24 protein-coding genes are annotated in these 25003 nt (G+C 60.7%); 15 read left to right on the top strand and 9 right to left on the bottom strand.

The genetic code is table 11. The features are described from left to right. Positions 1-167 precede the first annotated feature (167 nt). Positions 168-1532: a vanadium-dependent haloperoxidase gene (locus CDA63_RS05680; protein ID WP_088463476.1), complete on the top strand. Its 1365-nt coding sequence runs from the start codon at positions 168-170 to the stop codon at positions 1530-1532. Between the two features lie 46 nt (positions 1533-1578). On the opposite strand, the gene miaA is transcribed toward CDA63_RS05680, so the two are convergent. Together miaA and CDA63_RS05670 are read right to left on the bottom strand one after the other, a co-directional pair. Beyond that, complete coding sequence (gene miaA / locus CDA63_RS05675) at positions 1579-2481, bottom strand: tRNA (adenosine(37)-N6)-dimethylallyltransferase MiaA (RefSeq protein ID WP_088463475.1); 903 nt, start codon at positions 2479-2481, stop codon at positions 1579-1581. Between the two features lie 31 nt (positions 2482-2512). Beyond that, positions 2513-3625 carry a glycosyltransferase gene (locus tag CDA63_RS05670; protein ID WP_088463474.1) on the bottom strand — a complete coding sequence of 371 codons (1113 nt, stop codon included), beginning with the start codon at positions 3623-3625 and terminating at the stop codon, positions 2513-2515. 120 nt (positions 3626-3745) lie between these two features. Here CDA63_RS05670 and CDA63_RS05665 point away from each other — a divergent pair, with 120 nt between their 5' ends. The 4 genes from CDA63_RS05665 (at position 3746) to CDA63_RS05650 (ending at position 9663) form a co-directional block, all read left to right on the top strand. Next, positions 3746-7891, top strand: a complete 4146-nt coding sequence (locus tag CDA63_RS05665; RefSeq protein WP_088463473.1) for a PAS domain S-box protein — start codon at positions 3746-3748, stop codon at positions 7889-7891. A 75-nt stretch (positions 7892-7966) separates the two neighbouring features. Then, the gene (locus CDA63_RS05660; protein WP_088463472.1) at positions 7967-8350 is read left to right on the top strand and encodes a response regulator; all 384 of its coding nucleotides are present in this window, start codon (positions 7967-7969) and stop codon (positions 8348-8350) included. A 104-nt stretch (positions 8351-8454) separates the two neighbouring features. Then, on the top strand, positions 8455-9222 hold the full coding sequence (locus CDA63_RS05655; protein WP_088463471.1) for an MBL fold metallo-hydrolase: 768 nt from the start codon (positions 8455-8457) through the stop codon (positions 9220-9222). A gap of 78 nt (positions 9223-9300) precedes the next feature. Beyond that, the gene (locus tag CDA63_RS05650) at positions 9301-9663 is read left to right on the top strand and encodes a cupin domain-containing protein (RefSeq protein ID WP_088463470.1); all 363 of its coding nucleotides are present in this window, start codon (positions 9301-9303) and stop codon (positions 9661-9663) included. Between the two features lie 23 nt (positions 9664-9686). On the opposite strand, the gene CDA63_RS05645 is transcribed toward CDA63_RS05650, so the two are convergent. Continuing rightward, positions 9687-10142: a hypothetical protein gene (locus tag CDA63_RS05645; protein ID WP_088463469.1), complete on the bottom strand. Its 456-nt coding sequence runs from the start codon at positions 10140-10142 to the stop codon at positions 9687-9689. A 180-nt stretch (positions 10143-10322) separates the two neighbouring features. On the opposite strand from CDA63_RS05645, the gene CDA63_RS05640 reads away from it, so the two are divergent. Further along, entirely contained in the window at positions 10323-11900 is a 1578-nt protein-coding gene (locus tag CDA63_RS05640) for an NFACT RNA binding domain-containing protein (RefSeq protein ID WP_088463468.1), read from the top strand. A gap of 517 nt (positions 11901-12417) precedes the next feature. Here the strand turns inward: CDA63_RS05640 and CDA63_RS05635 are convergent. The 4 genes from CDA63_RS05635 to CDA63_RS05620 all read right to left on the bottom strand — a co-directional run bounded on the left by CDA63_RS05635 (position 12418) and on the right by CDA63_RS05620 (position 15116). Further along, positions 12418-12783, bottom strand: a complete 366-nt coding sequence (locus tag CDA63_RS05635) for a CZB domain-containing protein (protein ID WP_088463467.1) — start codon at positions 12781-12783, stop codon at positions 12418-12420. A 38-nt stretch (positions 12784-12821) separates the two neighbouring features. Then, positions 12822-14063 carry a PAS domain-containing protein gene (locus CDA63_RS05630; protein ID WP_088463466.1) on the bottom strand — a complete coding sequence of 414 codons (1242 nt, stop codon included), beginning with the start codon at positions 14061-14063 and terminating at the stop codon, positions 12822-12824. Positions 14064-14159: 96 nt separating this feature from the next. After that, complete coding sequence (locus tag CDA63_RS05625) at positions 14160-14558, bottom strand: hypothetical protein (RefSeq protein WP_088463465.1); 399 nt, start codon at positions 14556-14558, stop codon at positions 14160-14162. Between the two features lie 141 nt (positions 14559-14699). After that, entirely contained in the window at positions 14700-15116 is a 417-nt protein-coding gene (locus CDA63_RS05620) for a hypothetical protein (protein WP_088463464.1), read from the bottom strand. Between the two features lie 371 nt (positions 15117-15487). Between CDA63_RS05620 and CDA63_RS05615 the strand changes: the two genes are divergently transcribed. The 9 genes from CDA63_RS05615 (at position 15488) to CDA63_RS05575 (ending at position 22945) form a co-directional block, all read left to right on the top strand. Beyond that, positions 15488-15811 (top strand): ArsR/SmtB family transcription factor, encoded by a 324-nt coding sequence (locus CDA63_RS05615; protein ID WP_242434559.1) that lies wholly within the window; start codon positions 15488-15490, stop codon positions 15809-15811. A gap of 65 nt (positions 15812-15876) precedes the next feature. Further along, positions 15877-16695: a sulfite exporter TauE/SafE family protein gene (locus CDA63_RS05610; RefSeq protein ID WP_088463463.1), complete on the top strand. Its 819-nt coding sequence runs from the start codon at positions 15877-15879 to the stop codon at positions 16693-16695. Between the two features lie 34 nt (positions 16696-16729). Continuing rightward, positions 16730-18085, top strand: coding sequence for an MBL fold metallo-hydrolase (locus tag CDA63_RS05605; RefSeq protein ID WP_088463487.1), 1356 nt, complete (start codon positions 16730-16732; stop codon positions 18083-18085). A 60-nt stretch (positions 18086-18145) separates the two neighbouring features. Continuing rightward, positions 18146-18487, top strand: a complete 342-nt coding sequence (locus CDA63_RS05600) for a rhodanese-like domain-containing protein (protein ID WP_088463462.1) — start codon at positions 18146-18148, stop codon at positions 18485-18487. A 63-nt stretch (positions 18488-18550) separates the two neighbouring features. Continuing rightward, positions 18551-19120 (top strand): YeeE/YedE family protein, encoded by a 570-nt coding sequence (locus CDA63_RS05595; protein WP_199797501.1) that lies wholly within the window; start codon positions 18551-18553, stop codon positions 19118-19120. 27 nt (positions 19121-19147) lie between these two features. Then, positions 19148-19558 carry a DUF6691 family protein gene (locus tag CDA63_RS05590; protein ID WP_088463460.1) on the top strand — a complete coding sequence of 137 codons (411 nt, stop codon included), beginning with the start codon at positions 19148-19150 and terminating at the stop codon, positions 19556-19558. 366 nt (positions 19559-19924) lie between these two features. Then, a complete protein-coding gene (locus tag CDA63_RS05585) occupies positions 19925-21241 on the top strand; it encodes an ABC1 kinase family protein (RefSeq protein WP_088463459.1) in 1317 nt (438 codons plus the stop codon). A gap of 116 nt (positions 21242-21357) precedes the next feature. Further along, on the top strand, positions 21358-22221 hold the full coding sequence (locus tag CDA63_RS05580; RefSeq protein WP_165768202.1) for a dienelactone hydrolase family protein: 864 nt from the start codon (positions 21358-21360) through the stop codon (positions 22219-22221). A 256-nt stretch (positions 22222-22477) separates the two neighbouring features. Further along, positions 22478-22945 (top strand): Mpo1 family 2-hydroxy fatty acid dioxygenase, encoded by a 468-nt coding sequence (locus CDA63_RS05575; protein ID WP_088463458.1) that lies wholly within the window; start codon positions 22478-22480, stop codon positions 22943-22945. Positions 22946-23026: 81 nt separating this feature from the next. Here CDA63_RS05575 and phhA read toward each other — a convergent pair whose 3' ends face one another. Both phhA and CDA63_RS05565 read right to left on the bottom strand, forming a co-directional pair. Then, positions 23027-23785, bottom strand: a complete 759-nt coding sequence (phhA, locus tag CDA63_RS05570) for a phenylalanine 4-monooxygenase (RefSeq protein WP_088463457.1) — start codon at positions 23783-23785, stop codon at positions 23027-23029. 278 nt (positions 23786-24063) lie between these two features. After that, positions 24064-24861 carry a phenylalanine 4-monooxygenase gene (locus CDA63_RS05565; RefSeq protein ID WP_262490644.1) on the bottom strand — a complete coding sequence of 266 codons (798 nt, stop codon included), beginning with the start codon at positions 24859-24861 and terminating at the stop codon, positions 24064-24066. Positions 24862-25003 lie beyond the last annotated feature (142 nt).

Here is a 25003-nt window from a genome sequence, read left to right as displayed (position 1 = left end):
CAAACAGGCCAAACAGTATATCAACTCAAGCAAGGCTTACTCGACGACTATTTGCGCCGCGAACTAGCCCAGCCCACGCTTCGTTTTGCGTAAGTCCTAATATTATTAAAAATATACTATATTTATAAGCCATTCCTGTTGTCTTTCCTTTTGCCAATAGTTACTGTATGCTTATACCTCTCCCCTCCTTTATTACCCGGCAAACAACTGGCTTTGCTGTAGCGCTGGCCCTACTGAGTCTGCAAAGCTGCCAGAACGACCCGGAAGTGGTGCCCGAATCGGCGACAGCCAACTCTTACGACGCGGCCGTAGCCAGCAAATGGAGTAAGCTCACGCTGCAGCTCGTACGCGTTAGCCCCGGCTTTACGCCCCCCGTTACGGCCCGCGCCATCGGCTACGCCGGCCTGACGATGTATGAGTCGGTGGTGGCTGGTATGCCCGGGAGCCGCTCCCTGGCCGGGCAGCTCCAGCAGCTTAGCACGCTGCCCCAGCCCACTGCCGGCCAGCTGTACCGCTGGCCCCTGAGTGCCAACGCCGGTCAAGCCTACATCCTCAAAAACCTGTTTGCCAACGCCCCAGCCGCCAACCTGGCCCGCATCGATTCGCTGGAAAACGCCCTGGCCCGCGAGTACGCCGGCCCTAACCAGGCCGCTGCCAACCGCTCGGCGGCCTACGGCCGCGAGGTGGCCCAGGCTATTTTCGAGTGGTCGAAGACCGATGGGGGCCACCAGGGCTACCTGCGCAACTTCCCTGCTTCCTTTACTCCCGCTACCGCCCTGGGCGACTGGCAGCCTACCGAAAATGGCCTGAAGATTCCGCTGCAGCCGTACTGGGGTAACAACCGCACATTCCTGGCCTCTGATGCCGCCATGCCCATGCCCCAGCCGCTGCCGTATTCGGTTTCGCCCACTTCGCAGTACTACGCTCAGTACCTGGAAGTATATGGCAAGAACATCAGCCTGACCCAGGAGGAAAAGGAAATAGCCATCTGGTGGGCCGATGACCCGAGCGACACGTTCACGCCCCCCGGCCACTCCTATAACCTAGCCCGCATCCTGGTGAACACGACCGGCGCCGACCTGGGCAAGGCAGCCGAAACTTTCGCTCGTACCGGCATTGCCGTGGCTGATGCGTTTATTATTTGCTGGAAGTGTAAGTTCACCTTCAACAATGAGCGGCCCTACACCTTTGTGCGCCGGGTTATCGACCCAAACTGGGTGCCCTTCTGGCCCGCTCCTCCGTTCCCGGGCTACTCTTCGGGCCACGCTACGCAGTCGGCGGCCACAGCCATTGTACTGGAGCACCTCTATGGCAACGTTACTTTCACTGACGACTCTCACGTAGGCCGGATGCGCGATGTAGCCCGGGCCACCGATTTCAAGGCCCGCACCTTTCACTCGTTCTGGGAAACGGCCGAAGAATCGGCCCTTTCCCGCTTTCTGGGCGGCATCCATTCTCGCCAAGACAATGAAGTAGGCCTGCGTGAAGGCCGCAAAATCGGTCAGCACGTCAACAGCCTCAACTGGCAGTAGGCACAACCAGATGGAGCGCCGGCGGCCAGCAATACGGCGCACCGTTTTATAATTGCACCTCTTCCGGATGAAACCACTGGTACTGCGGGTCGCGGCGGAGCCAAGTGAGCTGGCGCTTGGCGTAGCGGCGGGAGTTGCGCTTGAGCAGGCGCACAGCCTCGGCATAGTCGTAGTGGCCCTCGAAGTAGCCGAACAGCTCCTGATAGCCTACCGTTTGGAGAGCGTTGTGGTGGCGGTACGGGTACAGGGCCCGGGCTTCGGCCTCCAGGCCCGCAGCCAGCATCTGGTCCATGCGCTTATCTATGCGCTGGTAGAGCTCCTCCCGCTCCCGGGTCAGGGCAATTTTAACGACCCGGAAGGGCCGAGGGGCCGCTTTACCAGCCTGAAAAGAGCTAAAAGCCTGGCCCGTGGCCCGGCATATTTCTAGGGCCCGCAACACCCGTTGGGGGTTCTGCTGGTCGATCCGGCCGTGGGCCACCGGATCGAGGCGGGCCAGCTCAGTTACCAGCGGATCCAGGCCGTGGGCTTCCAGCTCAGCCCGCAACCCGGTCCGTATTTCGGGCGGCACCACCGGCAGCTCATCCAGCCCCTCCGTAACGGCCTGCAAATACAGACCCGAGCCCCCGGTCAGAATCACAACGCGGTGGCGCTGGAACAGGTCGGCCAGCACTGCCAGCGCATCCTGCTCGAAGCGGCCGGCATTGTAATCGTCGGCAATGCTGTGGGAGTTGATGAAGTGGTGAGGGACCCCATCCATTTCTGCCGCCGTGGGCTTGGCCGTGCCAATGGTCAGCTCCCGGAAAAACTGCCGCGAGTCGGCCGACACAATTTCGGTACCCAGCTGCTGGGCCAGCTGCACGCACAGGGCCGTTTTGCCCACCGCCGTGGGGCCGGTAATCACAAGCAGTGTGGGTTCGGAAGCAGTAGTCAGGTCAGTCAACAGGTTCATCGAAGGCAAAGCGAAAGGGGCAAGACCCAGTTTATAATTCCTTGTACAACCGCAGCAGCTCCTGCTCCTCATGTTGCCAACTGAGCAGGGGGCGGGCACGACGGGCGTTGGTGGCCAGTTGGTAGTAGCGGGCCGCGTCGCCGCCGGGCAGCAGGCGGTTGAGGGCGGCGGCCAAGGTAGCGGGCGTCAGGTTGGGCACGAGGTCGGCTACGTCGTACTCGGCGTTGAGGGCGCGGTACTCGGGGAAATCGGTCACGATTTGCGGGACGCCGGCGTGCAGGTAATCGAAGAACTTATTGGCCAGCGAGTAGTAGTAGCTCAGGCCCAGGTTCCGCAGTAAATTTACGCCTACCGTGGCGTGGCGCGTGAGCTCGGCCAGCTCCTGGGGCAGCACAAACCCCCGGAACTCCACCTGCCCCGAGGCCAGCAGCCCCAATGCCGCGGCTTGGTTGCGCAGGCTCTCCGACAGGTCGCCTTCGCCGCAGAGCACCAGCCGGCCATTCACCGCCGGCATGGCCGCCAGCAGCTCTTCCAGGCCTCGGCCGGCATTTAAAGCCCCCTGGTAGAGGATAAACCCAGCGGCCGGCGACTCGGCCGGGGCCGGGGGCAACTGCTCGGCGGCAAGCCGGCTGATGTTGCGCACCACTGCAAAGGGCCGGCCGTGGCGCTGCTCGAACAGCCGGGCTAAAGCCGGGCCGACCGTGTAAGCCAGCGTAGCACGGGGCACAATAAAATTCTCGATGTGCCGCCACAGCCGCTGCACCCGGGGGCGGGCCACCACTTCGGGCACTTCCGTGAACAACTCGTGGGCATCGTAGATGAATGGCTGCCCGCCCAAACGGGCCCGCAGCCACACCGGCAGAGCCGTATCGAGGTCGATGGCGCACCAGGCAGTGGCCCGCTGGGCCAGCAGAAACAGCAGCAGGCGCAGGTTGAATTCGAGGTAAAAAAGCTTGCCCTTAGCAAAGTAGCACCGCAGCCGGTGCTGGCGGTAGGGCTGGGCCGTAAGGGGGCGCGAGGCGGGCCACTCGCGGCCCACCAGCAGCACGTCGTAGCCTGCGTTGGCCAGCGAACCGCAGATGCGCTGCATCCGCTGGTCGTAGTTGAGGTCGGTGGTGACGGTGAAAACCAGGCGTGCAGGCACGGGCGCGGACTACTTCCCGGAGCGGAGAAGATGGAAAATTCATTAATTGTCGCCAATTTAAGAACTTCATCCGGTGCTCTGCCTGTTGGAAGACCGTTTCCCGTTCCTGCTCACCCGTCCATGTCCTCTTCCCCGAGCAAATCGGCCCCCTCCCTTTCCTCCGGCTCCAGCCTCTCGCCGGAAACTTACCGGGCCCTGTTCGAAGAGTCCTTCGACGGGATGCTGCTCTACGATGCCACTGGCATTCTGCTCGATTGCAACCGGCGCATCCTGCAGTTCCTCGACACCACCCGGCCCATGCTGCTGGGCACCGGCCTGATGGCGTTTGCCCTGGCCCCCGAGCCGGCCGCCACCAATCAACTGCTCTCCGAATTGCAGCTGCGTGAGCACATGCTGGCCTGCGCCCGCTCGGGCGAGCCCCAGCTGTTGCGCTGGAGCGGGCACCAGACCAACGGCCAGCAGCTCGAAGCCTGGGTGACGCTCAGCCGCCTCGGCTCGCCCAACGAGCCGCTGGTGCTACTCACGCTGCGCGACATGGCCGCGTTTGTGCCGACAGCCAAGCCCATTAACCCAGACCAGCCCGACCCCACGGTAGCCGATGCGCTGTTCAATAATTTCTCGCGGGGCCAGTTCCGCGACGTGCTCAGCCGGGCCGGCATGTGTTACCTATTGCTCGACCGCGAAGGCATTATTCAGGATGTAAACGCCTATTTCTGCGAGGTAACTGGCCACCAGCCCGAGGCCCTGATCGGGCAGGAGTACTTCAGCACTTTCGCGCCGGCCGAGGAGCAGGAACCCCGCCGCTACGCGTTCCGCCTAGCCTTGGAGCAGGAGGCGGTGCAGGATTTCTTTGAGCGCTCTTTGCTGACAATTTTTGGGCAGGGACGCACCTTTTTCTGGCACTCCGAGTTCGAGCGCAACGCCAACGGGGAAGTGAACGGTATCCTGTTCGTGGGCCGCGACATCACCGACAAGCAGGTGGCCGTGCGGGCCCTCACCGACAACCGCAACCGCCTCCAGGACTTTCTCGACAACGCCCACGACCTGATTCAGAACCTGAGCATCGACAACCGGTTTCTGTTCGTCAATAAATCGTGGAAGGAGAAGCTGGGCTACGACGACGAGGAGCTGCCCCAGCTCACGCTCTCCAATGTGGTGCACCCCTACTACAAGGCCAAGCTGCTCTACCAGTTGCGGAACCTCTACAAGGGCGAGAAGGTCAACAAGCTCGAAACCGTATTCCTGACCAAATCGGGCAAGCCCATTCACCTGATTGGCTCGATTTCCTGCTCTTGGCAGGACAACGAGCCGGTGAGCACCCGCGCCATTCTGCACGACATTACCGACCGCATCAAGGCCGAGCGGTTGCAGAAGGTGTACTACAGCATTGCCAACCTGGCCATCAGCTCCAAAGACCTGCACTCCTTATATGGGGCCATACATCGGGAGCTGAGCAAGATTATCGAGACCAACAACTTCTACATCGCCCTCTGCGACGAGGCCCGCACCCAGCTCCAGTTCGCTTACTTCGTCGACCAGAACGCCCAGGGTGACCAGAGCATGATGGCCCGCCCGTTCTCGTCGGGCGTGTCGGAGTATATTATTCGCACGGGGCGGCCCCAGTATTTGCTGCGCGACGACTTGCAGCAGCTCATCGATGGTGCCGCCATCACGGCCTATGGCCTGATGCCGGAGGTGATGCTGTGCTCACCACTAAGCATCGGAGAGCGGATCATCGGCGTGATTGCCGTGCAGGACTACCAGAAGCCCAACGCCTACGCGCCCTCCGATATCGAGATTCTGCACTTTATCTCCAACCAAGTAGCCCTGGCCATTGAGCGCAAGCGCAACGAGGTGCAGATTCAGAAGCAGAACGCCCGCCTGAACGCTATTTTTGAGAGTGGCTCCCACCTGATGTGGTCGGTGGATATGCAGTCGCGCCTGGCCTCTTTCAACCGCAACTACGCCGCTTATTTCCTGCGCCGCAACGGCGTGTACCCGGCCCTGAACGTGAACATGTGGCAGGCCGACGTGGCCATGATGGAAGAGGAAGCCCGCCGCTCCTTTATCGAAAACTACCGCCGGGCTTTCCAGGGCCACCCGCAACGTTTCGAGGTGCGCCTGCGCGATGCCCGGGGCCAGGATACGTGGCGCGAAATCTACCTCAACCCCATTTACCTCGACGACGGCTCGTTCGAGGAAATTTCGGGTATTGCCCACGACATCACCGAGAAAAAACGCTCCCAGCTCGAACTGGCGGCCCAGGAGGAGAAGTTCCGGGCCATCTTCGAGTCGTTTCAGGATGTGTATTACCGCACCGACCACCAGGGCCTGATCACGCTGCTCAGCCCTTCGGTATCCGATATGCTGGGTTACCAGCCCGAGGAGGTACTCGGCCATTTCATCGGCGACTACTACATCAACCCTCAGGAGCGCGACAACCTGCTGCGCCAAGTACAGGAGCACGGCGAGGCCCGCAACTTCGAGCTGGCCATGCGCCACAAGCAGGGCCATGCCGTGAGTGTGCTCGTGAATGCGCGCCGGCTCGCCGGCAGCAGCCCCGACGACAGCAGCACGAACGGCACCGAAGGTATTGGCCGCGACATTACCGGTCTCAAGCAGATGCAGGATGACCTGCGCCGGGCCAAGGAGGCTGCCGAACTGGCCCTGGAGGCCAAAACGTTGTTTTTGGCCAACATGAGCCACGAGCTGCGGACGCCCATGAACGGCATCATTGGCATGATCGACCTGTTGCACCAAACTGTGAGCAGCGAGGAGCAGGAGGAGTACGTGGATACGCTGCGTAAATCGTCGGACGCGCTGCTCGCCATCCTCAACGACATTCTGGACTTATCCAAGATCCAGGCCGGTAAGCTCCAGCTCAACGAGGTGGGCATCGACCTGCATTATACCCTCGACAAAATCTACTCGCTCTTCTCGAACCGGGCCAACCAGAAGCGCCTGCGGTTCACCTACCATATCACGCCCCACACGCCGCGCTTCATTATCACCGACGAAACGCGCCTGCTCCAGATTCTGAGCAACCTCACGTCCAACGCCATTAAGTTCACGGCCCAGGGCACAGTAAACATCGTCGTGTCATCGTCGGTGGCCGATGAGAACGAGCATGTGATACGATTTGCCGTGCAGGATTCGGGCATTGGCATTTCGCCCGACGACGAAAAACTACTCTTCACCAACTTCACCCAGCTCGATACCACGCCCACCAAAGCATTTGGCGGCACCGGCCTCGGCCTGGCCATCAGCAAGCAGCTGTCCGACATGCTGGGGGGCGAGATTGGGGTGTACTCCAACGTGGGCGAGGGCTCCACGTTCTGGTTCACCATCCGCTGCCAGGTGGCCCACAACGAGGCCCAGATTGTGCAGGAGCGCCTCACGGCCCGCGAGCGGCCCCAGGAAGTAGTGCGCTTCGAATCGACGCCGCGCGTGCTACTCGTCGACGATAACCCCATCAACCAGCAAGTAGCCTCGCGCCTGCTCGACAAACTGGGCTGCGACGTAGTGGTGGCTTCCGATGGCTTCGAGGCCATCAGCCGGGCCATTGCCCCTGATACGCAGTACGACCTGATTTTCATGGACATCCAGATGCCGGAGATGGACGGCGTAACGGCCATGCACGAAATCCGCCGACGCCTGGGCACTATCTGTCCGCCGATAGTGGCCATGACGGCTTACTCGATGAAGGAGGACGCCGAGCGTTTCGTGCAGGAAGGCATGGACGACTACATTTCCAAGCCTGTTAAGAGCCAGGACCTGTACGCGGTGATGCGCCGCTGGACCATTGGCGAGCCCGGACCGGAAGACCTCCCGGTTACCGAAGCCACCGTGGCCATTCCGGCCCCCGAAGCCCTTGCACCTGCTCCGACCCCCGCCCCGGCCGAGGCGGCCGCGACTTCATCGGCCGCCATTATCGATCTGGCCATTCTGGAGCAGTTGCGCCAGCTGGGCGGCGGCGAGTTTGCGGCCCAGCTCTACGCCGACTTCGAACAGGAGGCTGACCAAGTACTGAGTGAAGCGGCCAAGCTGGTAACAGAAGGCCAGTACGCCCAGATTTTACCACATTTGCACCAGTTGAAAGGCACCAGCTTCACGCTGGGCATCCGGGAGGTGGCCGAAAGCGCACAGGCCTTGGAACATGAACTCAAAAATGAGCGTACGCACAATACGGCGCGCGATTTTCAATTTTTACTTGGTTTCTTTGCACAATACAGGGCCGTTTATGCCGACCTAACGCAGGCACCCTGAACCAATTATCACCGGCCTGCCTTCCCGCAATTTGGCCTTACTAACTCCTAACCCTACTTCTTCTCCCCCCTTCCCATGGCCGACTCTACTCCCAAAACCATTCTGATTGCCGAAGACAGTTCCGTTATCCTGAACCTGACCAAGAAAATTCTGGAGCTCCAGAAGTACCGCATCGTATCGGCCAAGAACGGGGGCGAAGTCATCAAGCAGATTGAAAGCCAGCCTATCGACTGCGTGCTGATGGACATTAATATTCCGGTAAAAGATGGCATGGAGTGCACCCGCGAAATCCGCCGCCACTCCGACCCAAACATTGCCAAAATCCCGGTTATCGCCATTACTGGCAACGCCAACAACTACTCGATGGAGCAGTTCCGCGAAGCCGGCGTAACCGATTATCTGCCCAAACCGCTCGATTTCGATGCTCTGGTACGGGTAGTAAAGCAGTACGTAGGGTAAGGGGGAAGTGAGATTATGAGAGGTGAGAAGTGAGACTCTGTTCTGACGTTTGCACCGCTGCAACGTAGTCTCACTTCTCACCTCTCATAATCTCACTTCTCCTTATGCAAGTTACTTTCCTGGGTACGGGCACGTCGCAGGGGGTGCCCATGATTGGCTGCACCTGCGCCGTGTGCCGCTCCGTTGATTACCGTGATAAGCGACTGCGCGTGTCGGTGCATCTGCAGGTAGACGGGAAAAGTATCGTGATTGACTCGGGCCCCGACTTCCGGCAACAGGCCCTGCGCGAGCGAATCGACCACCTCGACGCCCTCGTGTTCACTCACGAGCACAAGGACCACACCGGTGGCCTCGACGATATAAGGGCCTATAACTTCCGCCAGCAGCAGGATATGCCGCTACACGCCGAACCCCGGGTGCTGGAGCAGCTGCAACGTGAGTACGCCTACATTTTTGCCGACCGCAAATACCCGGGCATTCCGCAGGTGGAGCTGCACCCGATTGTAAGCGAAACGGCGGTTTTCGAGGTGGCGGGCATCCCGTTCGAGCCCATTCGGGCCATGCATTACAAGCTGCCCGTGCTCGGCTACCGGGTAGGCAACTTCACGTACCTGACCGATGCCAACCACCTCGGCCCCGAGGCCCTGGAGCAGATGCGCGGCTCGGAGGTTATCGTGCTCAACGCGCTGCGCCACGAGAAGCATATTTCCCACTTCAATTTCCAGGAGGCGGTCGATATTCTGGAAGACCTTGCCCCCACCCGCGCCTACCTCACCCACATCAGCCACCAGCTCGGCCGCCACCGCGACGTGGAGGCCCAACTACCCGCTTTCATCCGCCTGGCCTACGATGGCCTAAGTGTTAGCTGTTAGCTGTTAGCGAAGGGAACGACCCTGCTCCAGGCTTGGGTTTGAATTACCAAAACAACCAGTTCCCTGCACCTCTGAAATATGAACGTTATCCGGCTTGAAGACAAGTTTGCCCAGTTTACCGACCAGTGGAATCCGCGCATCATCGGGGAGCTTAACGACCAACACATCAAAATTGCGCGGGTGCAGGGCGAATTCATCTGGCACAACCACGCGCAGGAAGACGAGCTGTTCATTGTGGTAAAGGGTCAACTGCTGATTGATTTCCGTGACGGGACGACTGCCGAAATCAACCCTGGCGAGTTGCTGGTGGTACCCCGCGGCGTCGACCACCGCCCCCACAGCCAGGATGAAACCTGGATTATGATGATTGAGCCCCGCACCACCGTGAACACCGGCGCCGTGCAAAGCGACCGGACCCGCACCAACCTAGAGCAGCTCTAACCTAGCCCCTGCCCACCTGAGACTCAGGGGCGCGCTACCCGCAGGTTAAGGATGATATCGGCCTTCCCAGGCGTGTCCTTGCTTCGGGCAGCCGTCCAGCTCCGGTAGTAAACCACGTAGCGGCGGCCGTTGGCCCGCACGCTAGCCGTGTCGATCCAGGTAGGGCTATAGGGGCGAACGCCCTCTACGGGTAGTTTCAGCTGCTGCGGTTGCCCGTTGGCAGCGGTAATGGTCAGCGTGGGAGCCGCGTAATCGGGGGCGATGCAGTTAACGTTTTTTGGGCAGATACTGTAGTCGAGCTCCGCTACGGCAATGGTTAGCTCCGGGGGCGATGCGGCGGCGGGCAGGGAGGCCGACTGGCGGTAGTGCAGGGCAAAATCCTGATTGAAGGCGGCCGCGACGGTTTGCGGGCCGTCTTCCTTGGATGAGCAACCGCCCAGAGCGGCCAGCACTAAGGCGGCAAGTACGTAGTGTTTCATGGCAATAGCGTAACAGTAGGCCGGGGTGGTAGTTAGGGCCGGGGCGGAATATAAGCGGGAGTCTCTAACCGGCCGCCCAGGTTGCATGCAGCGGCAGGTAGTTGGCCAATTCGGGCGTTATTTGCGAGGCGGACAGCATTAATTCCAGCCGCCACCTGTACCTTTTTTCCTCTCGTCGCCATGCCCAGTAATTACTATTTCCTGCGCCAGCTGGCCCCCGCGCTTACCCGGCAGCTGGCGGGCTACCGGGTGGCTACCTGCTTTTCGCAGGAGAAAGATGAGCTGGCCGTGGGCCTGACCAACGGCGGGGCCGAGTTCTGGCTGAAAATTACGCTGGCCGCAGCCGGCACCTTGCTGGCTTTGCCCGAATCGTTCCAGCGGGCCCGCCAGAACTCGCTGGATTTGCTGCCCGGCCTGTTGGGCCAGGAGGTAGCCGCCGTAAACGCCTGGCCCCAGGACCGGGTGCTGGAGCTGGGCTTCCGAAGCGGGGCCCGGCTGGTGCTCAAGCTCTACAGCACCCGCCCCAACGCCATCTTCCACCCCGCCGACCCCACTGCCCCGGCCGAACTGTTCCACCCCCGCTACCTGGCCGATGCCGAGCTGCGCCCCGCCGACCACGCCGAGCCGTTGGCGCCACCAGCGCCCGCCGCCGACCCCGCTAAAGCCTACCCCGGGCTCGGCGACCTGGGCCGGGCCTACCTGCGTACGCTCGGCTACGATCCGGCTCCGCTGTCGACCAAGCAAACCCTGGTGCAACAAGTGGTGGAGGAGCTGGAAAACCCAGCGGCCTTTTTCATCATTCGCCTCGCGCATCGCACCCGCCTGAGCCTGTTGCCCGTGGGTGAAATAGAAACCGAACTACCTGCCGCCGACCCCATCGGGGCGTTGCGGTACTTTGCACCCCGGCTGCTCAATCGCCAGGCCTACGAAACGGAGCTGCGCCAACTGCAGCAGGCACTGGAAAAACGGGCGGGCGAGGCCGAAGCCGCTGCCCAGCACGTGCGCCAGCGCCTGCACACGCTCGAAAACACGGCTGGCTACCGCCAAACCGCCGATCTCATCATGGCCCACCTAACCCAGATTCCGGTCGGGGCCACTCAGGTGGAGGTCGAGGATTTTTACCAGCCCGGCCAGCGGCGCGTCATCAAGCTGAAGCCCACCGAAACACCTCAACGCACAGCCCAAAACCTGTACCGCAAGGCCAAAAACCAGCAGCGTGAAACCCAGGAGCTGGCTGCCCGGGCCGAGCGGCGCGAAACCGACGCCTTCCGGGCCCTGGAACTACTCGACGAGCTGGCCGCTCTGCCCGCCGACGAGCTGCGGCCGTTACGCCAGTGGCGCAAGCAACGGGGCCTCGATGCCGCCACCGTTGCCCGCGCCGCCGCTGCCGAGCTACCCTTCAAGGTGTTTGAAGACAGCGGCTTCACGATTCTGGTAGGCCGCAACGCCGTCAACAACGACCTGCTCACCCAGCGCTACGCCCACAAAGACGACCTCTGGCTGCACGCCAAAGACGTAACGGGTTCGCACGTAATAATCCGGCAGCGCCCGGGCCAGTCGGTGCCCGCGCCGGTGCTGGAACGGGCCGCCCAGCTGGCGGCCTGGTACTCGCGCCGCCAAAACGATTCGCTCTGCCCGGTTACCTACACCCCGAAGAAGTACGTGCGCAAACCCCGCGGCGCCAAACCGGGCCAGGTAGCCGTGGAGCGCGAAAAGGTGCTGCTGGTGGTGCCGGCCAACCCCTTCGAACGGGACTAGCACTCAAACGAGACGTAAGGCGGAAGCAGGATGGCTGCCGCCGCGACCATACCCCGCATAACCTCTCAGCACTGCGCAAGCGGACCCAAATGCTGTTACGGCGCGAGCCAACCGTAATGAGCCTCGGCCAGGAAGCTGCCCATAAGGCACAGAACAACGATTTTTTGCTTCAGGCATTGGCTCGACTCGACTACCCGCCTGAACCCGCCCAAACCTGACTACCAACTTGGTGCAATAACCATACATCAGCAGCTGTTACTTGCGCCGAGTTAGTGGCGAAGCTGTTTGGAAAGTACCCAGAATCAAGCAGAAGGGCATGAAGACGACTATTCCGATCGGTCTACGGCGGCGGCCCACCGGTACCCGCTGGGTCGTCGCCAAAAAAACGCAAGCCTGAGCCATTGCTATGGATGCGTTTGAACGGCGGCAGGCAGTCCAAGAAAATGCCCGGTAAATAGCCGAGTAGCAGCCGCAGCAGCTGACCGACAAGGCCCAGACGCGGCCTTCAATCCAAGCGTCAGGACGCCAGCTTCGGCGAGGGGGAACTGAGCTGCTGCAGCACGGCGACCATCTCTTCTCCCACTCGCTCGATGCGAGTAAGGCCGCGGCGGGCTTCGTCGATCTGGCCCTGGCTGTACTGGGCCGCCAACTCGCGGCCGATAGCAAGGAGTTGCTGCAGCAGGCGTTCGGCTTCCTGGACTTCGGGGCGGTCGGGGTAGCGGGGCTTGACTTCCGTGCTCAGCCACTGGCCCAACGCGTTACGCTGAAGTGAGAACATGGCCTCATCGGCCTCGCGCACGCCATAAAGCACCGAACGCAGCTGCGATTTAAACAGAATCTGCTTAATGCGGGCTTGCTGAAGATCGAGGGTGGTCAGGTCCATGAGGGAGGAAGAGGGCAATGAAGAGGCGGCACACCTGCTTAAGAAGCAACGGGGGGCGGAGTCAGGAGCGTTTCGAGTTTGTGCTGGGCCTGCACCAGTTCCGTCACGTCGAAGGCAAAACTGAGAATGCCCACAATCTGTCCATTTTCGCGGAAGGCCTGGTAGCTGAAATCAAAGTAGCGCTCCTCTATCTGGCCCGTGGCGCGGCGATGAAGCTGCAGCAGCATTTGTTTGCCGTAGAAGGGTTCGCCGGTTTCGTAAACCTGGTCGAGCAGCGCGATAAAGCCCTGCTCGCCGGCTTCGGGCACCACATCGAGCACCGTGCGGCCGAGGATATCGTCGGTAGCGAACAGCTCGTGATAGGGTGGGTTGGCAAACTCAAACACGTACTGCGGCCCCCGGGCAATGGCAATGAGAGCGGGTGCCTGCTGAAACAGGGCATAAAAGGTTTCGCGCTGCGACTGGGCCAGTTGGTAGGCCTCGTATGCCTGGTCGGAAAGGGCGGCCTGCTCTTCGCTGGCCTGCAACAGCTCCTGCACCATCAGCTTCTGGTCGTGGATATCGATGCTGCAACCTACCCACATGGTAATGGCCCCCTCGGCGTTGTGGCGCGGGACACCGCGGGCCAGCACCCAGCGGTAGTCGCCGTCGGTGCAGCGCAGGCGGTACTCGGTCTGGTACGGCTGGCCCGACTTGTAGGCCCCACGCCAGGCCTTGGCCGCGCCGTCGCGGTCTTCGGGGTGCACGCCATCGAGCCAGCCCGAGTCTGTTTCGGCCGCCAACGGCTTACCGGTAAAGTTGAGCCAGCGCTGGTTGAAGTAGTCGGCCGCGCCATCGGGCTGGGTAGTCCAGACCATAACGGGCAGCGACTCGAGAATAAAGCGCGAACGTTCCTGGCTTTCGCGCAGTTCGCGCTGCATGATTGTAGCCTGCTGCTCGGCGCGGTGCTGAGCGGTTACGTCCTCGGTTTTGAGCAGAATGTACTGGAGCCGACCCTGGTCGTCGAGCTGGGGGTAGTTGGTGGTTTGCCAGTAGCGCTCTTCCAGGCCGCCTTGCCCGGCAGGGCGCTGCAGGTCGTAGCGGATGCGGGGCATCGTGTGGGCCGTGGCATGCTGGCGCACGTATTCCAGAGAGTTGAACAGCACCTGCCACTCGCTCTGCTCTTCGCGCGGAAAAACATCAAACACGTCGCGCCCCACAATGGCATCGCGCTCCAGTAGCGTGGTGGTCAGGTACCGGTCGCTGGCGTCCAGAATAGTGAAATCCGGTGCTACCAGCATATAGTGCTCCGGCAGCTGCCACAGAGAGTAGAATGTACGGGGGCGGGAAGAGGAGGAGTCATAGCGCGAAAATAAGACGAGGCAGGCGACGGGAGATTACATGCTACGGAGCCATGCGGCTGCCATGGACAGATCGTTGAACGCCATAAAAGTAATACCAGCAGCGGTTTGCTGTACGGCTAGCTCGGCCGAAAGCTGGCTGTAACGCTCGGGCGAATGCACCCACGAGAAGTAGCGGCAACCCACCGCGTAGAGCTGCGGAAAAAACACGTCGCTGCCCCACTTGGCCGCGTCAGCCCACAGGCCCGTGACGCGGGTGTTATCGTTAAGCACTTTGGCACAGCGCTCCTGGGGCAGCAGTTCAAGCAACTTGAGGGCTCCGGCCATGGCCTTGTCATCGTCGAGATTGCCGTGCCAGTCGAGGTAGAGCCAATCGTCGAGGTAGCTGAAGGAGATGGTGAGGTTAGGACTTTCGTGGAGGATGCGTTGGGCCATGGCAGGATGGTTTTCGGCGGGTATCTGGTGGCTTTGACGAGGGGTGGCGCCGGACCTGCGTAGGCAGACCTGACCTGACCTAGCCCGGCGCTGTTGCGGCCGCTTTCCACCAGCCTCTTCCAGCCGGTGGGCTGCCAGGCCTTACGGCACTTGCCGCAGCCATTCCTGGGCTGCTGCCTCCGAGTCGAACAGGCGGTAAGTGAGGGCGGCGGCCTGGGCTTCGGTCATGACCTGGCTCACGGAAAGACGGGCAAAGACATCATGGGGCAGCAACACGGCCCCGTAGATAGTTGCGCTGCCGCGCTGCTCGGCCGTGAGCCAGTAATCGACAATCCACTGGCTTTCCTCGGGCGTGTAGGGGGTCATCAGGCGCTGGTCGCCGAAAAGCTTGTGCCAGCCCCGCAGGCGTAGCAGTTGGCCCGTATGGGTGAGGAAGGCCTGGAGGTAGTCTAGCCGGCGGGGGCCGGGCTCGTAGATAAGGTGAGCATACCCATCAGGGTGTTCCATAATCCGTCCTACGGGGTTGTTGAAGTAGAGCCGGGAGGCAGAGGTGGGCATGAGCAGTAGCTAATTGATCAACAGACCAAAGATAGGTAGGAGCCCAATGTAATTTCACCTGCCCGTGCATAGAAAATGCAGACGAGCTCCTAACATTGCTCACGACCGTTGAGCTAGTCGTTGTTGCGGAAGCACGCCTGCACGCCATACTGACAGATCCCAACTACTTCACAGGCAGTTTCTTTTCCCGCACGCCGAGCATCATAGGGATTACGCCAAGGGGAGCCAGATGCTTGTAGCGCGAGCCGCAGGACAGCGAAGCGTATGGCTCCCTTTTGCCTAAATCCTGCGGAAGAAGTTATCGAATGCCATGAACTTATGGGGGCTTATGGCTGTATGCATGACAAGTTGTTCATATATTTACTCCCGTCATGCTACCTGCTACCTCCACCCTTGCTGTTGATATGGGCCTCTCCATCGAGAAGATGGAAAAGGTGGCCTTCATTCTCAAGGTCACGGCCCACCCTACCCGCATTGCCATCGTGCAGCTGCTGGCGGCTCAGGAGAGTCTGTCGGTAACCGAAATCAGCGACAAGCTGAGCGTGGAGCAGAGCCTGCTCTCGCATCACCTGTCGGGTATGAAGCTCAAGGGCATTCTGAGCAGCACCCGCGAGGGCAAAAACATCTTTTATTCGCTCAAAATGCGGGAAGTAGTAGATGTGATTCAGTGCCTGGCCGGCTGCACCTTTTTGTAGAGGGCCGGCATTTTTTTTGTCTTTACACATGAACAAACCTTCATAATTTCATACGTATTTTCCTCATGCTCCATTACTTCGGCTATTTCGCCGCCATCTTCATCGGCCTCTCGCTCGGCATCATGGGCGGCGGCGGCTCCATCCTCACAGTGCCCGTGCTGGTGTATCTGATGGGCGTGAGCCCGGTGCTGAGCACGGCCTACTCGCTGTTCGTGGTGGGCAGTACGTCGGTGCTGGGCGCGGCGGGCTACTTCCGCAAGGGGCTGGTGTCGCTGAAAACGGCCCTGGTGTTCCTGGTTCCCTCGTTGGCGTCGGTGTTTCTGGTGCGCAAAGTGCTGATGCCGGCCATCCCGCACGAGCTTTTTACGGTGGCTAGCATCATGTTTACCAAAGACTTGCTGGTACTGGTGGCCTTCGCCGTCCTCATGGTGGGCGCGGCCGTTTCCATGATTCGCAGCAAGCAGGCGGAGGAGATGCTGGACGGGGAGTTGCACCAGAAGCACGCCTTCAACTACCCCCTCATTCTGGGCATCGGCTTGGTGGTGGGCCTGCTCACGGGCTTCGTGGGCGCGGGCGGCGGCTTCCTCATCATTCCGGCCCTGGTGCTGGGCGCGCGCCTGCCCATGAAACTGGCTGTGGGCACCTCGCTGGCCATTATAGCGCTGAATTCACTCATCGGATTCACCGGCGACCTGAGCGCAGGCACGCCCATCGCGTGGCCGTTTATCCTAGGCTTTCTGGCCTTTGCGCTCGGCGGCATCGTGCTGGGCACCTACCTGGCCCGCTTCATTCCGGGGGCCAAGCTGAAGCCGGCTTTCGGCTGGTTCACGCTGGGCATGGGCACGTTTATTCTCGTCAAAGAACTCCTGTTTCACCAATCCTAACCTGCCTTCTTTCTCACTCTTTATGCTTACCGACATGAAAATCGAACAGTTCGAAGATAAAGGCCTCGCCCACTACTCCTACGCAGTGCTCAGCGAGTGCGCCCGCGAAATTGTGCTCGTAGACCCCGCCCGCGCCCCCCAGCCCTACTACGATTTCGCCCAAAAGCACAACGCAAAAATTGTGGCCGTGCTCGAAACCCACCCCCACGCCGACTTCGTGAGCAGCCACCTGGAAATTGCGCAGCAAACCGGCGCGGTAATCCGCGTCAGCAAGCTGCTGGGAGCTGAATACGACCACGAGGCGTTCGACGAGGGCCAGTCGTTCATGGTGGGCAAGCTCACCTTCCGGGCCCTGAACACGCCCGGCCACTCGCCCGACTCGGTGAGCACCGTGCTCAGCCGCGAGGGCCACGACGTGGCCGTGTTCACGGGCGACACGCTGCTCATCGGCGACGTGGGCCGGCCCGACCTGCGCGAAAAAGCCGGTACCCTGACCGCCAAGCGCGAGGAGCTGGCCCGGCAGCTATATCACAGCACCCGCGAGAAGCTCATGCCCCTGGCCGACGACGTGCTGGTGTATCCCGCCCACGGCGCGGGCTCGCTCTGCAGCAAGGCCACCAACTCGGCCAACAGCAGCACCATCGGGGCCGAAAAGGCCGGCAACTACGCCCTGCGCCCGCAGTCGGAGGAGGCCTTCGTGCAAGAGCTGCTGGCCGACCAGCCGTTCATTCCCAAGTACTTCGGCTACGATGTAGACCTGAACAAAGCCGGTGCGCCCGACTTTGCCCGCAGCATCGCCAAAGTACCTCGCCTAGCTCCCGGCGCCACGCTGGAAGCCGGTGTAGTGGTGGTAGACACGCGCCCCGAAGCCGAGTTCAAGAAGGGCCACGTGGCTGGCGCCATTAACATTCAGCAGGGCGGCAAGTTCGAAACCTGGCTGGGCTCCATCGTGGGGCCGCAGGAGTCGTTCTACCTGCTGGCGACCGACGAGGCCACGCTGACGGATTTGATTCAGAAAACGGCTAAAATTGGCTACGAGCCGCTGATTGCGGGCGCTCTGGTGGGTATGCCATCCGCTAAAGAAACCCTGCCCCCAATAGACGTGGAGGCCTTCCGCCACCACCCCGAGCACTACACCATCGTGGACATCCGCAATGCCTCGGAGGTGAAAGCGGAGCCGCTGTTTGCCGGTGCCCTCAACCTACCGCTGCCCGAGCTGCGCGAGCGGGTGGGCGAGATTCCAGCCGGCAAGCCCGTGGTGGTGCATTGCGCCGGCGGCTACCGCTCGGCGGCGGGCAGCAGCATTGTGGCCCCCGCCCTGCCCGGCACCAAAGTGCTGGATTTGGGCGAGGCCGTGAAGTCTTTCCAAACGACTGAGGCGGCTCACTAGGTTCAGCTTGTGCTACCCCAACGTTATACTCATCCATTTACCCTTTCAAAATCCCACGCCATGTCTGGTTTTAATAAATCTGCTGACTCCGCCTTCCACAACCTCACGCCCGCCAAGTTCGCCGAGGGCTTGCGCCAGCCCGGCGCGGTGCTCGTGGATGTACGCCGCCCCGAGGAGTTTGCCCAGGGCCATTTGTCCGGGGCCGTGAACATCGAAGTCACCGCGCCCGACTTTACCCAGCGCGTGGCCAGCCTCGATAAGGACGCGCCCACTTACGTGTACTGCCGCAGCGGAGCCCGCTCGGCCACGGCGGCCGGGCAGCTCACAAAAACCGGCTTTGCCAATGTCAGCAACCTGCTGGGCGGGGTGCTCGACTGGCCCGAGCCGCTGACCACGCGGTAGTTCCTGAATTTTCTTATTCCGGGCGTCAGGCGCTGAGCCGGGCCGTACGCTCTTTTTTCTTCTCTGAATAGCATGCTTGAACTTCTGAAACAGCCCTGGCCCTGGTACGTGGCCGGGCCCCTTATTGGCCTGACGGTGCCGGCCCTGTTGCTCATCGGCAACAAGGCCCTGGGTATCAGTTCCTCGTTGCGCCACGTGTGCGCGGCCTGCGTGCCGGCTGGCATTCCCTTCCTGACTTATAACTGGCGGGCCGAAATCTGGAACCTGGTGTTTGTGCTGGGCGTGGCGCTGGGCGGCTTTATCGGCTACCACCTGATGGGCCACCCCGACGTGGTGGGAATATCGCCCGAAACTATTCAGGACCTCAAAACTGAGCTGCACCTGACCGACTTCTCGGGTCTGCTGCCGCGCGAGCTATTCTCGCTGGATAACCTAGCCAACTGGAAGGGCTGGTTTTTCCTGGTATTCGGGGGCTTCCTGGTGGGTTTCGGCACGCGCTACGCCGGGGGCTGCACCTCGGGCCACGCCATTTCGGGCCTCTCGAATCTGCAGTGGGTTTCGCTGGTGGCCGTTATCGGCTTCTTCGCCGGCGGCCTGCTGATGACCTGGGTGATTTACCCAGTGCTGTTTTAACCTGTTTCGACCCCGTTTCTCAACCCCATGAAATACTTAAAATACCTGGTGCTGGGCACCTTGTTCGGCATCATTCTCACCAAAAGTGAAGTTATCAGTTGGTTCCGGATTCAGGAGATGTTCCGCTTCCAGGCCTTCCACATGTACGGCGTCATCGGTTCGGCCATTGTGGTGGGCATGATTTCGATTCAGCTCATCAAGCGCAACCGCCTGAAATCCATCAACGGCGAGGAAATCAAGCTTGCCGACAAGAAATTCAACCACGGCATCTGGATTGGCGGCTTCATCTTCGGCTTGGGCTGGGCCATTACCGGGGCCTGCCCCGGTCCGCTGTTTGCCCAGCTAGGAAGCGGCCTAGGCGCGGCTGCCGTGATGATTCTGGCGGCCCTGGCCGGCACCTGGACTTACAGCGCCCTGCGCGAGAAGCTGCCTTACTAGTAGAGAACCTGATGGTCGTTCTGGCAAGCGGCTTACTCCCTGGCCGACAGGCGAGGCCCGGTATGTAGTAGACAAGGCAGACATGCGCCATAGGTGCGTAAGTCCTAAACAAATTACTGGTAAACGTCTAACGAGTTAGCATGCGCACGGTGGGCAAGTGCTGTAGAACGGTTGTAGTCCTGGTGATGAGGCATTACTTCACGGGGCAGAAAGGATTTGGTGGCGTAAAAAACCCAAAGGTGGCCTACCTGTTTAGAAGACCTAGACTTTCAGTAGGGTATAGTGGTGGTTACGGTAGAGATGCTTCGGCTTCACTTCGCTCTGCATGACCCGATTTTTAGACCAGCCATTCTTTCCCTTGCTCCTATGCCCGACGACACCCCTAAATCCCTCACGTCGCTGCCGACGACCAAAGTGGCGCGGGCGGCGCGCTTCGCCAAAACCGGCCTCAATGTGGGGGCCAACTACGTGAAGCATTACGCCAAGCGGGCTGTGGGTGCCGACAGCCAGATGGCCGACCTGCACGCCGCCAACGCGGCCGAGCTTTATGGCACGCTCAGCGAAATGAAGGGCTCGGTGCTGAAGGTGGCGCAGATGCTGGCCATGGAGAAAAACCTGCTGCCCACCGCCTACGCCGACCAGTTTGCCCAGGCCCAGTACCAGACCCCGCCCCTCTCGGGTCCCCTGGTCGTCAAAGCCTTCCGCGATGCCTTCGGCAAGTCGCCGTTTGAGGTGTTTGAGGAGTTCGATTTGAGTGCCCGGCAGGCCGCCAGCATCGGGCAGGTGCATTTTGCGCGGCAAGATGGCCGGGAACTGGCCGTGAAGGTGCAGTACCCCGGCGTGGCCGACAGCATTCGCTCCGACATCCGACTCGTTAAACCCATTGCCCTGCGCGTACTGGGCCTCGATGAGGCCACCGTGCGGCCCTACATGCAGGAAGTGGAAACCCGGCTCATCGAGGAAACCGACTATGCCCTGGAGCTGCGCCGGGGCCAGGAAATTGCCGCTGCCTGCGCCGGGTTGGCCCATTTGCAGTTCGCGAAGTACTACCCCGAGTTATCGTCGGCCCGCATTCTCACCATGGACTGGCTTCCGGGTAAGCACCTGAAGGAGTTCCTGCTCACCGAGCCTACCCAGGCCGTGCGCAACCAGTTGGGCCAGGCGCTCTGGGATTTCTATATGTTCCAGCTCAACGAGCTGCGCCGCGTGCACGCCGACCCCCACCCCGGTAACTTCCTGTTGCAGACTGATGCGGGTGGCACCGTAGGCGTGCTAGATTTTGGTTGCGTGAAGGAGATTCCGGCCGATGTACACCGCCTCTTCACGGCCCTGCTCACCCCCGAAACCCTGGCTGATCCGGCCAAGCTGGCCGCTTTGCTCGAAGAAGGCGGCGTGCTCCGCCCTGATGATACGCCTGCCCGCCGGGCCTTCTACGTCGATACCATGCGCGCCTCGCTGGAGCTGGTGGGCCGCCCCTTCCGCCAGCCCACCTTCGACTTCGGCGACCCCAGCTATATGCAGGCCCTTTACGCCCTCGGCGACGACCTGATGCAGCAACCCGAACTCCGCCAGCAACGCGAACCACGCGGTTCTGAGCATTTCATCTACCTCAACCGCACCTACGTGGGCCTTTACGCGTTGCTCACCGAGCTGAAGGCCAGCATCCGGACCCAACCCGAATAGCAGGCGGCCGAAACTAATTTTCCCGCTTCCGGTTAATGCAGCCCCGGCCCACCCGTGTAGTTACACGAATTGGTCTGGGGCTTTCTTCACCCCCTCATTTTCTCCCCTCTTTTATTATGAAAAAAATCTGGACTTTGTGCGTCGCGCTCTTGAGCGTCGTTTCCGTGGCTTCGGCCCAAAACTCCCTGCTTTGCTGCGCCAAACCTGCAGCCGGCCAGAACGCCACCGAGGCATTCGCTATGCTGGCAACCAATGAGGATTTCTCGGGTGGCCACGATGCACCGCTGCCCTTCACCTACGCTGGTTCGGGCGAGATGATTGAGTTCAAAACCACCGATGGCGGCAGCAGCAAGGCCTTCGAAATTAAGAGCAGCATCCGCTCCGACAAGTACCTGTTCGTGATTCACGAGTGGTGGGGCCTCAACGACTACATCAAGCAGGAAGCCGCCCGCTTGGCCAAGGAGTTGCCCGGCACCAACGTCATTGCCCTCGACCTCTACGACGGCCAGGTAGCCAGCACGCCCGACGAAGCTGGCAAGCTCATGCAAAGCGTGAAGACTGAACGGGCCCAGGCCATCATCAAAGGTGCGTTGCTGCACGCTGGTTCCCGGGCCCAGGTAGCCAGCATCGGCTGGTGCTTTGGTGGTGGTTGGAGCCTGCAAACGGCCCTGCTGGCCGGCAAGCAGGCCGTGGGCGCGGTGATGTACTACGGCATGCCCGAAAAGGACGTGGCCAAACTTAAAACCCTGAATACCGACGTGCTGATGGTGTTTGCCAAGCAGGACAAGTGGATCAACCAGGAGGTAGTAACCCAGTTCGAAAAGGACATGAAGATGGCCAAAAAAGGCCTCACTGTGAAAGCTTACGACGCCGACCACGCCTTCGCCAACCCTTCGAACCCCAAATACAACAAGGCCATGGCCGAGGATGCTCATGCCGCCGCCGTTGCTTACCTGAAGAAGAACCTCAAGCTCAAGTAGGAGCACGGATTAGCGCGGATTCTAACGGATTGCATGAATTTTGTGGACGATTGTAGGACGAAGCACTGCTTCGTCTTCAGTTGTAAATCCAGTATTTGGAAACCGCTTCCCACTCAAAAAGGCTGCCCCAGTAGGGCAGCCTTTTTTGTTTGATTGTGATGATGATGCCGGGGAGAAGTATTACTGAATCAGCTGGTAAATCCTTACATTCCAGTCGCTACCCGCCATCTATCCACCTCTGCCTACCTCTACTTGCATGGATACCACTATTTCACCGGTACAACGGCTGCTCAACGAGTACGCCGAGAGCCACCAGAACCCGACCAACAAGCTGGTGCATTGGGTATGTGTGCCACTGATTATGTTCGCGTTGCTGGGGTTGCTGTGGGCGCTGCCGGTGCCGGCCGGCTTGGCCGCTCTAAGCCCTTGGCTGAACTGGGCCACCCTAACGATGGCGCTGGCTGTAGCGTACTACTTACGGCTTTCGGGGCGGCTGGCGGTGGGCATGGTACTGGTGTGGCTGGCTATGGCGCTGGCCCTGCGGGTGGTGCAGGCCCAGGCCGCGTTGCCACTCTGGGCCGTGTGCCTCATCATTTTCGTGCTGGCTTGGGCCGGGCAGTTCTGGGGTCACAAAGTCGAGGGCAAAAAGCCTTCCTTCCTCAAGGATTTACAGTTTTTACTCATCGGCCCGCTCTGGCTGCTGCACTTTATCTACCGTCGGTAGGGGTGGCGGTATTAGTGGTGAGAGGTAAGAAGAGGAACGTCATTCAGCGCAGAGCAAAGAATGACGTTCCTCTTCTCAGTTCTAATTTCTCACCACCTCAAGCAACTCGACCAAATTCGTCAGGCTCTCCGGGAGCTGCTCCATGTTATCGAGCACGAAATAGAGGTCCTGGAATTTGTCTTTTTCGAAGGGGGTCTCCAGTACGCCTCGGAGGCTGAAGGGCAGGCGGGTGGGCTGGTCGCTGAGGCTGAACTTCACCTCCCCGTGCGAGGAGAGCAGCCCGGCCCCGTAGATGCGCAGGCCTTCGGGCTGCTGCACCAAGCCGAACTCGGCCGTGAACCAGTACAGGCGCGTGAACATTTCCAGTACCTCAGGCCGGCCAGTGCCGTGCTGCACGGCCGCCGCGCCCAGCGCCTGCAGAAACGCCGCGAAACCCGGGTTCGTGAGTAGCGGCACATGGCCAAATACGTCGTGAAACATGTCGGGTTCCTCCAGGTAATCGAGCTGTTCAAGGGTACGCAGCCAGGTAGTGGCCGGGAACTGGCGGTTGGCCAGCAGCCCGAAGAACACAGTGTCGTCCACGATACCAGGCACCACGACCAGCTCCCAGCCGGTTTGCTCCAGCAGGCGCGGATTTACCTCCCGAAAGTCAGGAATGGCGTTGCGGGTGAAGCCGACCTGGCGCACACCTTCCAGAAAGTCATCGGCGGCGCGGCCGGGCAGCAGGGTCATCTGGCGGTCGAAAAGCAGCTGCCACACGTGCTGGTCGGCGTCAGTGTACTGATCGTATTGCTGGCGGAGCAGTGCCTGGGGAGCGAAGGTTTCAGTCAGGAAGTTCATTGGATGAATCAAAAGGCAAAAAAAGAAAAAGCCTGCCCCCGCACGGAGCGGAAGCAGGCTTGACAAAACGTGGGAAGGGAAATGCTACTCCTGCTTCCGGCACGCCGCCGCCGCTCCGCTCCGGGCCGGAGCATAATAGGCATAAGCGTAATAGCGGGAAGTGAAGCGCATCATCAAAAGCAAATGTAGGGCGGCGACGGCGGAAAGCAACGATGGAAGGAGAAAAACCGGAATTTTATGTCGCCCCGCGAAACGGAGTTGAGCGGTACGAGCCGCTTTTACTCCGCCACCAGCACTGGTTGCGGCTCCGCAGACAGAGCCGCGGCCAGATCGGCAACGCTTTCGGTGAGCTGGTCCCAGCTGCTGAGCTCGAAATACTGGTCCTGCAAGTGCACCTCGCTGTAGGGCGTATCGAGCACGGCGGCCAACTCGAATGGCCGGCGCGGGGCCGTATCGGCCAGGTAGTGGTGGATTTCGCCCGAAGAGGAAAGCAGGCCGGCCCCGAACAACCGGGTTTCGCCCTTCTCCTGCACCAGCCCAAACTGCACCGCGAAACCGTAAAGCCGCTCCAGCCGCACGAGAGCTGCCGCATCGGTCAGGTGGCGAGTGGCCACGTGGCCAAGGAACTGCAGGAAATCGGCGAAGGCGGCATCCATCAGCAGCGGTACGTGGCCGAATACGCCGTGGAACAGGTCGGGCTCCTCGATGAAATCGAACTGTTCCATGCTGCGGATCCAGACCGTGGCCGGGAAGCGGCGGCGGGCCAGCAGGCCGTAGAAATCAGCATCGCCCAGCGCGCCGGCCACGGGCTCCAGCTCCCAGCCGGTGGCCTGCCGCAGTCGCTCACTCACCTGCCCGAAGTCGGGCAAGGCGTTGCGGTGCAGACCAGCAGCGGCCAGTCCCTGCCAGAAAGCCGCGCAGGCCCGCTTGTGGAGTAGCGCCGTCTGGCGGTCAAACAAGACTTTCCAGACCAAGTGGTCCTGGGAAGTGTAGCGCTGATAGGACTGTTCAAGCATGGCAGTAGGGCATAAAAAAAGGCCCGGTTCCTGTCGGAATCGGGCCTTACTGGATTTCAGAGGAGAAGGATTTTCATGGTTTCCTTAACTTCCGTACCGGCAACGCCGCCCGACTCCGTCCTGCATAAAGCAGGCGGTAATGGGGTTAAAGCGCTGGGTTGTTAGGTTCAACATGATGGGCGAATATAGAGAAAGAATAAAT

The organism is Hymenobacter amundsenii, from assembly GCF_002204745.1.
Taxonomy (GTDB): domain Bacteria; phylum Bacteroidota; class Bacteroidia; order Cytophagales; family Hymenobacteraceae; genus Hymenobacter; species Hymenobacter amundsenii.
The sequence above is the reverse complement of the archived record's forward strand: the minus strand, read 5'-3'. Positions and strand labels throughout refer to the sequence as shown.

What these genes read in the sequence shown, in the direction of transcription:
- CDA63_RS05680 (WP_088463476.1), top strand. Translation starts at nt 168, where the DNA reads ATGCTTATACCTCTCCCCTCCTTTATTACCCGGCAAACAACTGGCTTT.
- miaA (WP_088463475.1), bottom strand. Translation starts at nt 2,481, where the DNA reads ATGAACCTGTTGACTGACCTGACTACTGCTTCCGAACCCACACTGCTT.
- CDA63_RS05665 (WP_088463473.1), top strand. Translation starts at nt 3,746, where the DNA reads ATGTCCTCTTCCCCGAGCAAATCGGCCCCCTCCCTTTCCTCCGGCTCC.
- CDA63_RS05660 (WP_088463472.1), top strand. Translation starts at nt 7,967, where the DNA reads ATGGCCGACTCTACTCCCAAAACCATTCTGATTGCCGAAGACAGTTCC.
- CDA63_RS05655 (WP_088463471.1), top strand. Translation starts at nt 8,455, where the DNA reads ATGCAAGTTACTTTCCTGGGTACGGGCACGTCGCAGGGGGTGCCCATG.
- CDA63_RS05650 (WP_088463470.1), top strand. Translation starts at nt 9,301, where the DNA reads ATGAACGTTATCCGGCTTGAAGACAAGTTTGCCCAGTTTACCGACCAG.
- CDA63_RS05645 (WP_088463469.1), bottom strand. Translation starts at nt 10,142, where the DNA reads ATGAAACACTACGTACTTGCCGCCTTAGTGCTGGCCGCTCTGGGCGGT.
- CDA63_RS05640 (WP_088463468.1), top strand. Translation starts at nt 10,323, where the DNA reads ATGCCCAGTAATTACTATTTCCTGCGCCAGCTGGCCCCCGCGCTTACC.
- CDA63_RS05635 (WP_088463467.1), bottom strand. Translation starts at nt 12,783, where the DNA reads ATGGACCTGACCACCCTCGATCTTCAGCAAGCCCGCATTAAGCAGATT.
- CDA63_RS05630 (WP_088463466.1), bottom strand. Translation starts at nt 14,063, where the DNA reads ATGCTGGTAGCACCGGATTTCACTATTCTGGACGCCAGCGACCGGTAC.
- CDA63_RS05625 (WP_088463465.1), bottom strand. Translation starts at nt 14,558, where the DNA reads ATGGCCCAACGCATCCTCCACGAAAGTCCTAACCTCACCATCTCCTTC.
- CDA63_RS05620 (WP_088463464.1), bottom strand. Translation starts at nt 15,116, where the DNA reads ATGCCCACCTCTGCCTCCCGGCTCTACTTCAACAACCCCGTAGGACGG.
- CDA63_RS05615 (WP_242434559.1), top strand. Translation starts at nt 15,488, where the DNA reads ATGCTACCTGCTACCTCCACCCTTGCTGTTGATATGGGCCTCTCCATC.
- CDA63_RS05610 (WP_088463463.1), top strand. Translation starts at nt 15,877, where the DNA reads ATGCTCCATTACTTCGGCTATTTCGCCGCCATCTTCATCGGCCTCTCG.
- CDA63_RS05605 (WP_088463487.1), top strand. Translation starts at nt 16,730, where the DNA reads ATGAAAATCGAACAGTTCGAAGATAAAGGCCTCGCCCACTACTCCTAC.
- CDA63_RS05600 (WP_088463462.1), top strand. Translation starts at nt 18,146, where the DNA reads ATGTCTGGTTTTAATAAATCTGCTGACTCCGCCTTCCACAACCTCACG.
- CDA63_RS05590 (WP_088463460.1), top strand. Translation starts at nt 19,148, where the DNA reads ATGAAATACTTAAAATACCTGGTGCTGGGCACCTTGTTCGGCATCATT.
- CDA63_RS05585 (WP_088463459.1), top strand. Translation starts at nt 19,925, where the DNA reads ATGCCCGACGACACCCCTAAATCCCTCACGTCGCTGCCGACGACCAAA.
- CDA63_RS05580 (WP_165768202.1), top strand. Translation starts at nt 21,358, where the DNA reads ATGAAAAAAATCTGGACTTTGTGCGTCGCGCTCTTGAGCGTCGTTTCC.
- CDA63_RS05575 (WP_088463458.1), top strand. Translation starts at nt 22,478, where the DNA reads ATGGATACCACTATTTCACCGGTACAACGGCTGCTCAACGAGTACGCC.
- phhA (WP_088463457.1), bottom strand. Translation starts at nt 23,785, where the DNA reads ATGAACTTCCTGACTGAAACCTTCGCTCCCCAGGCACTGCTCCGCCAG.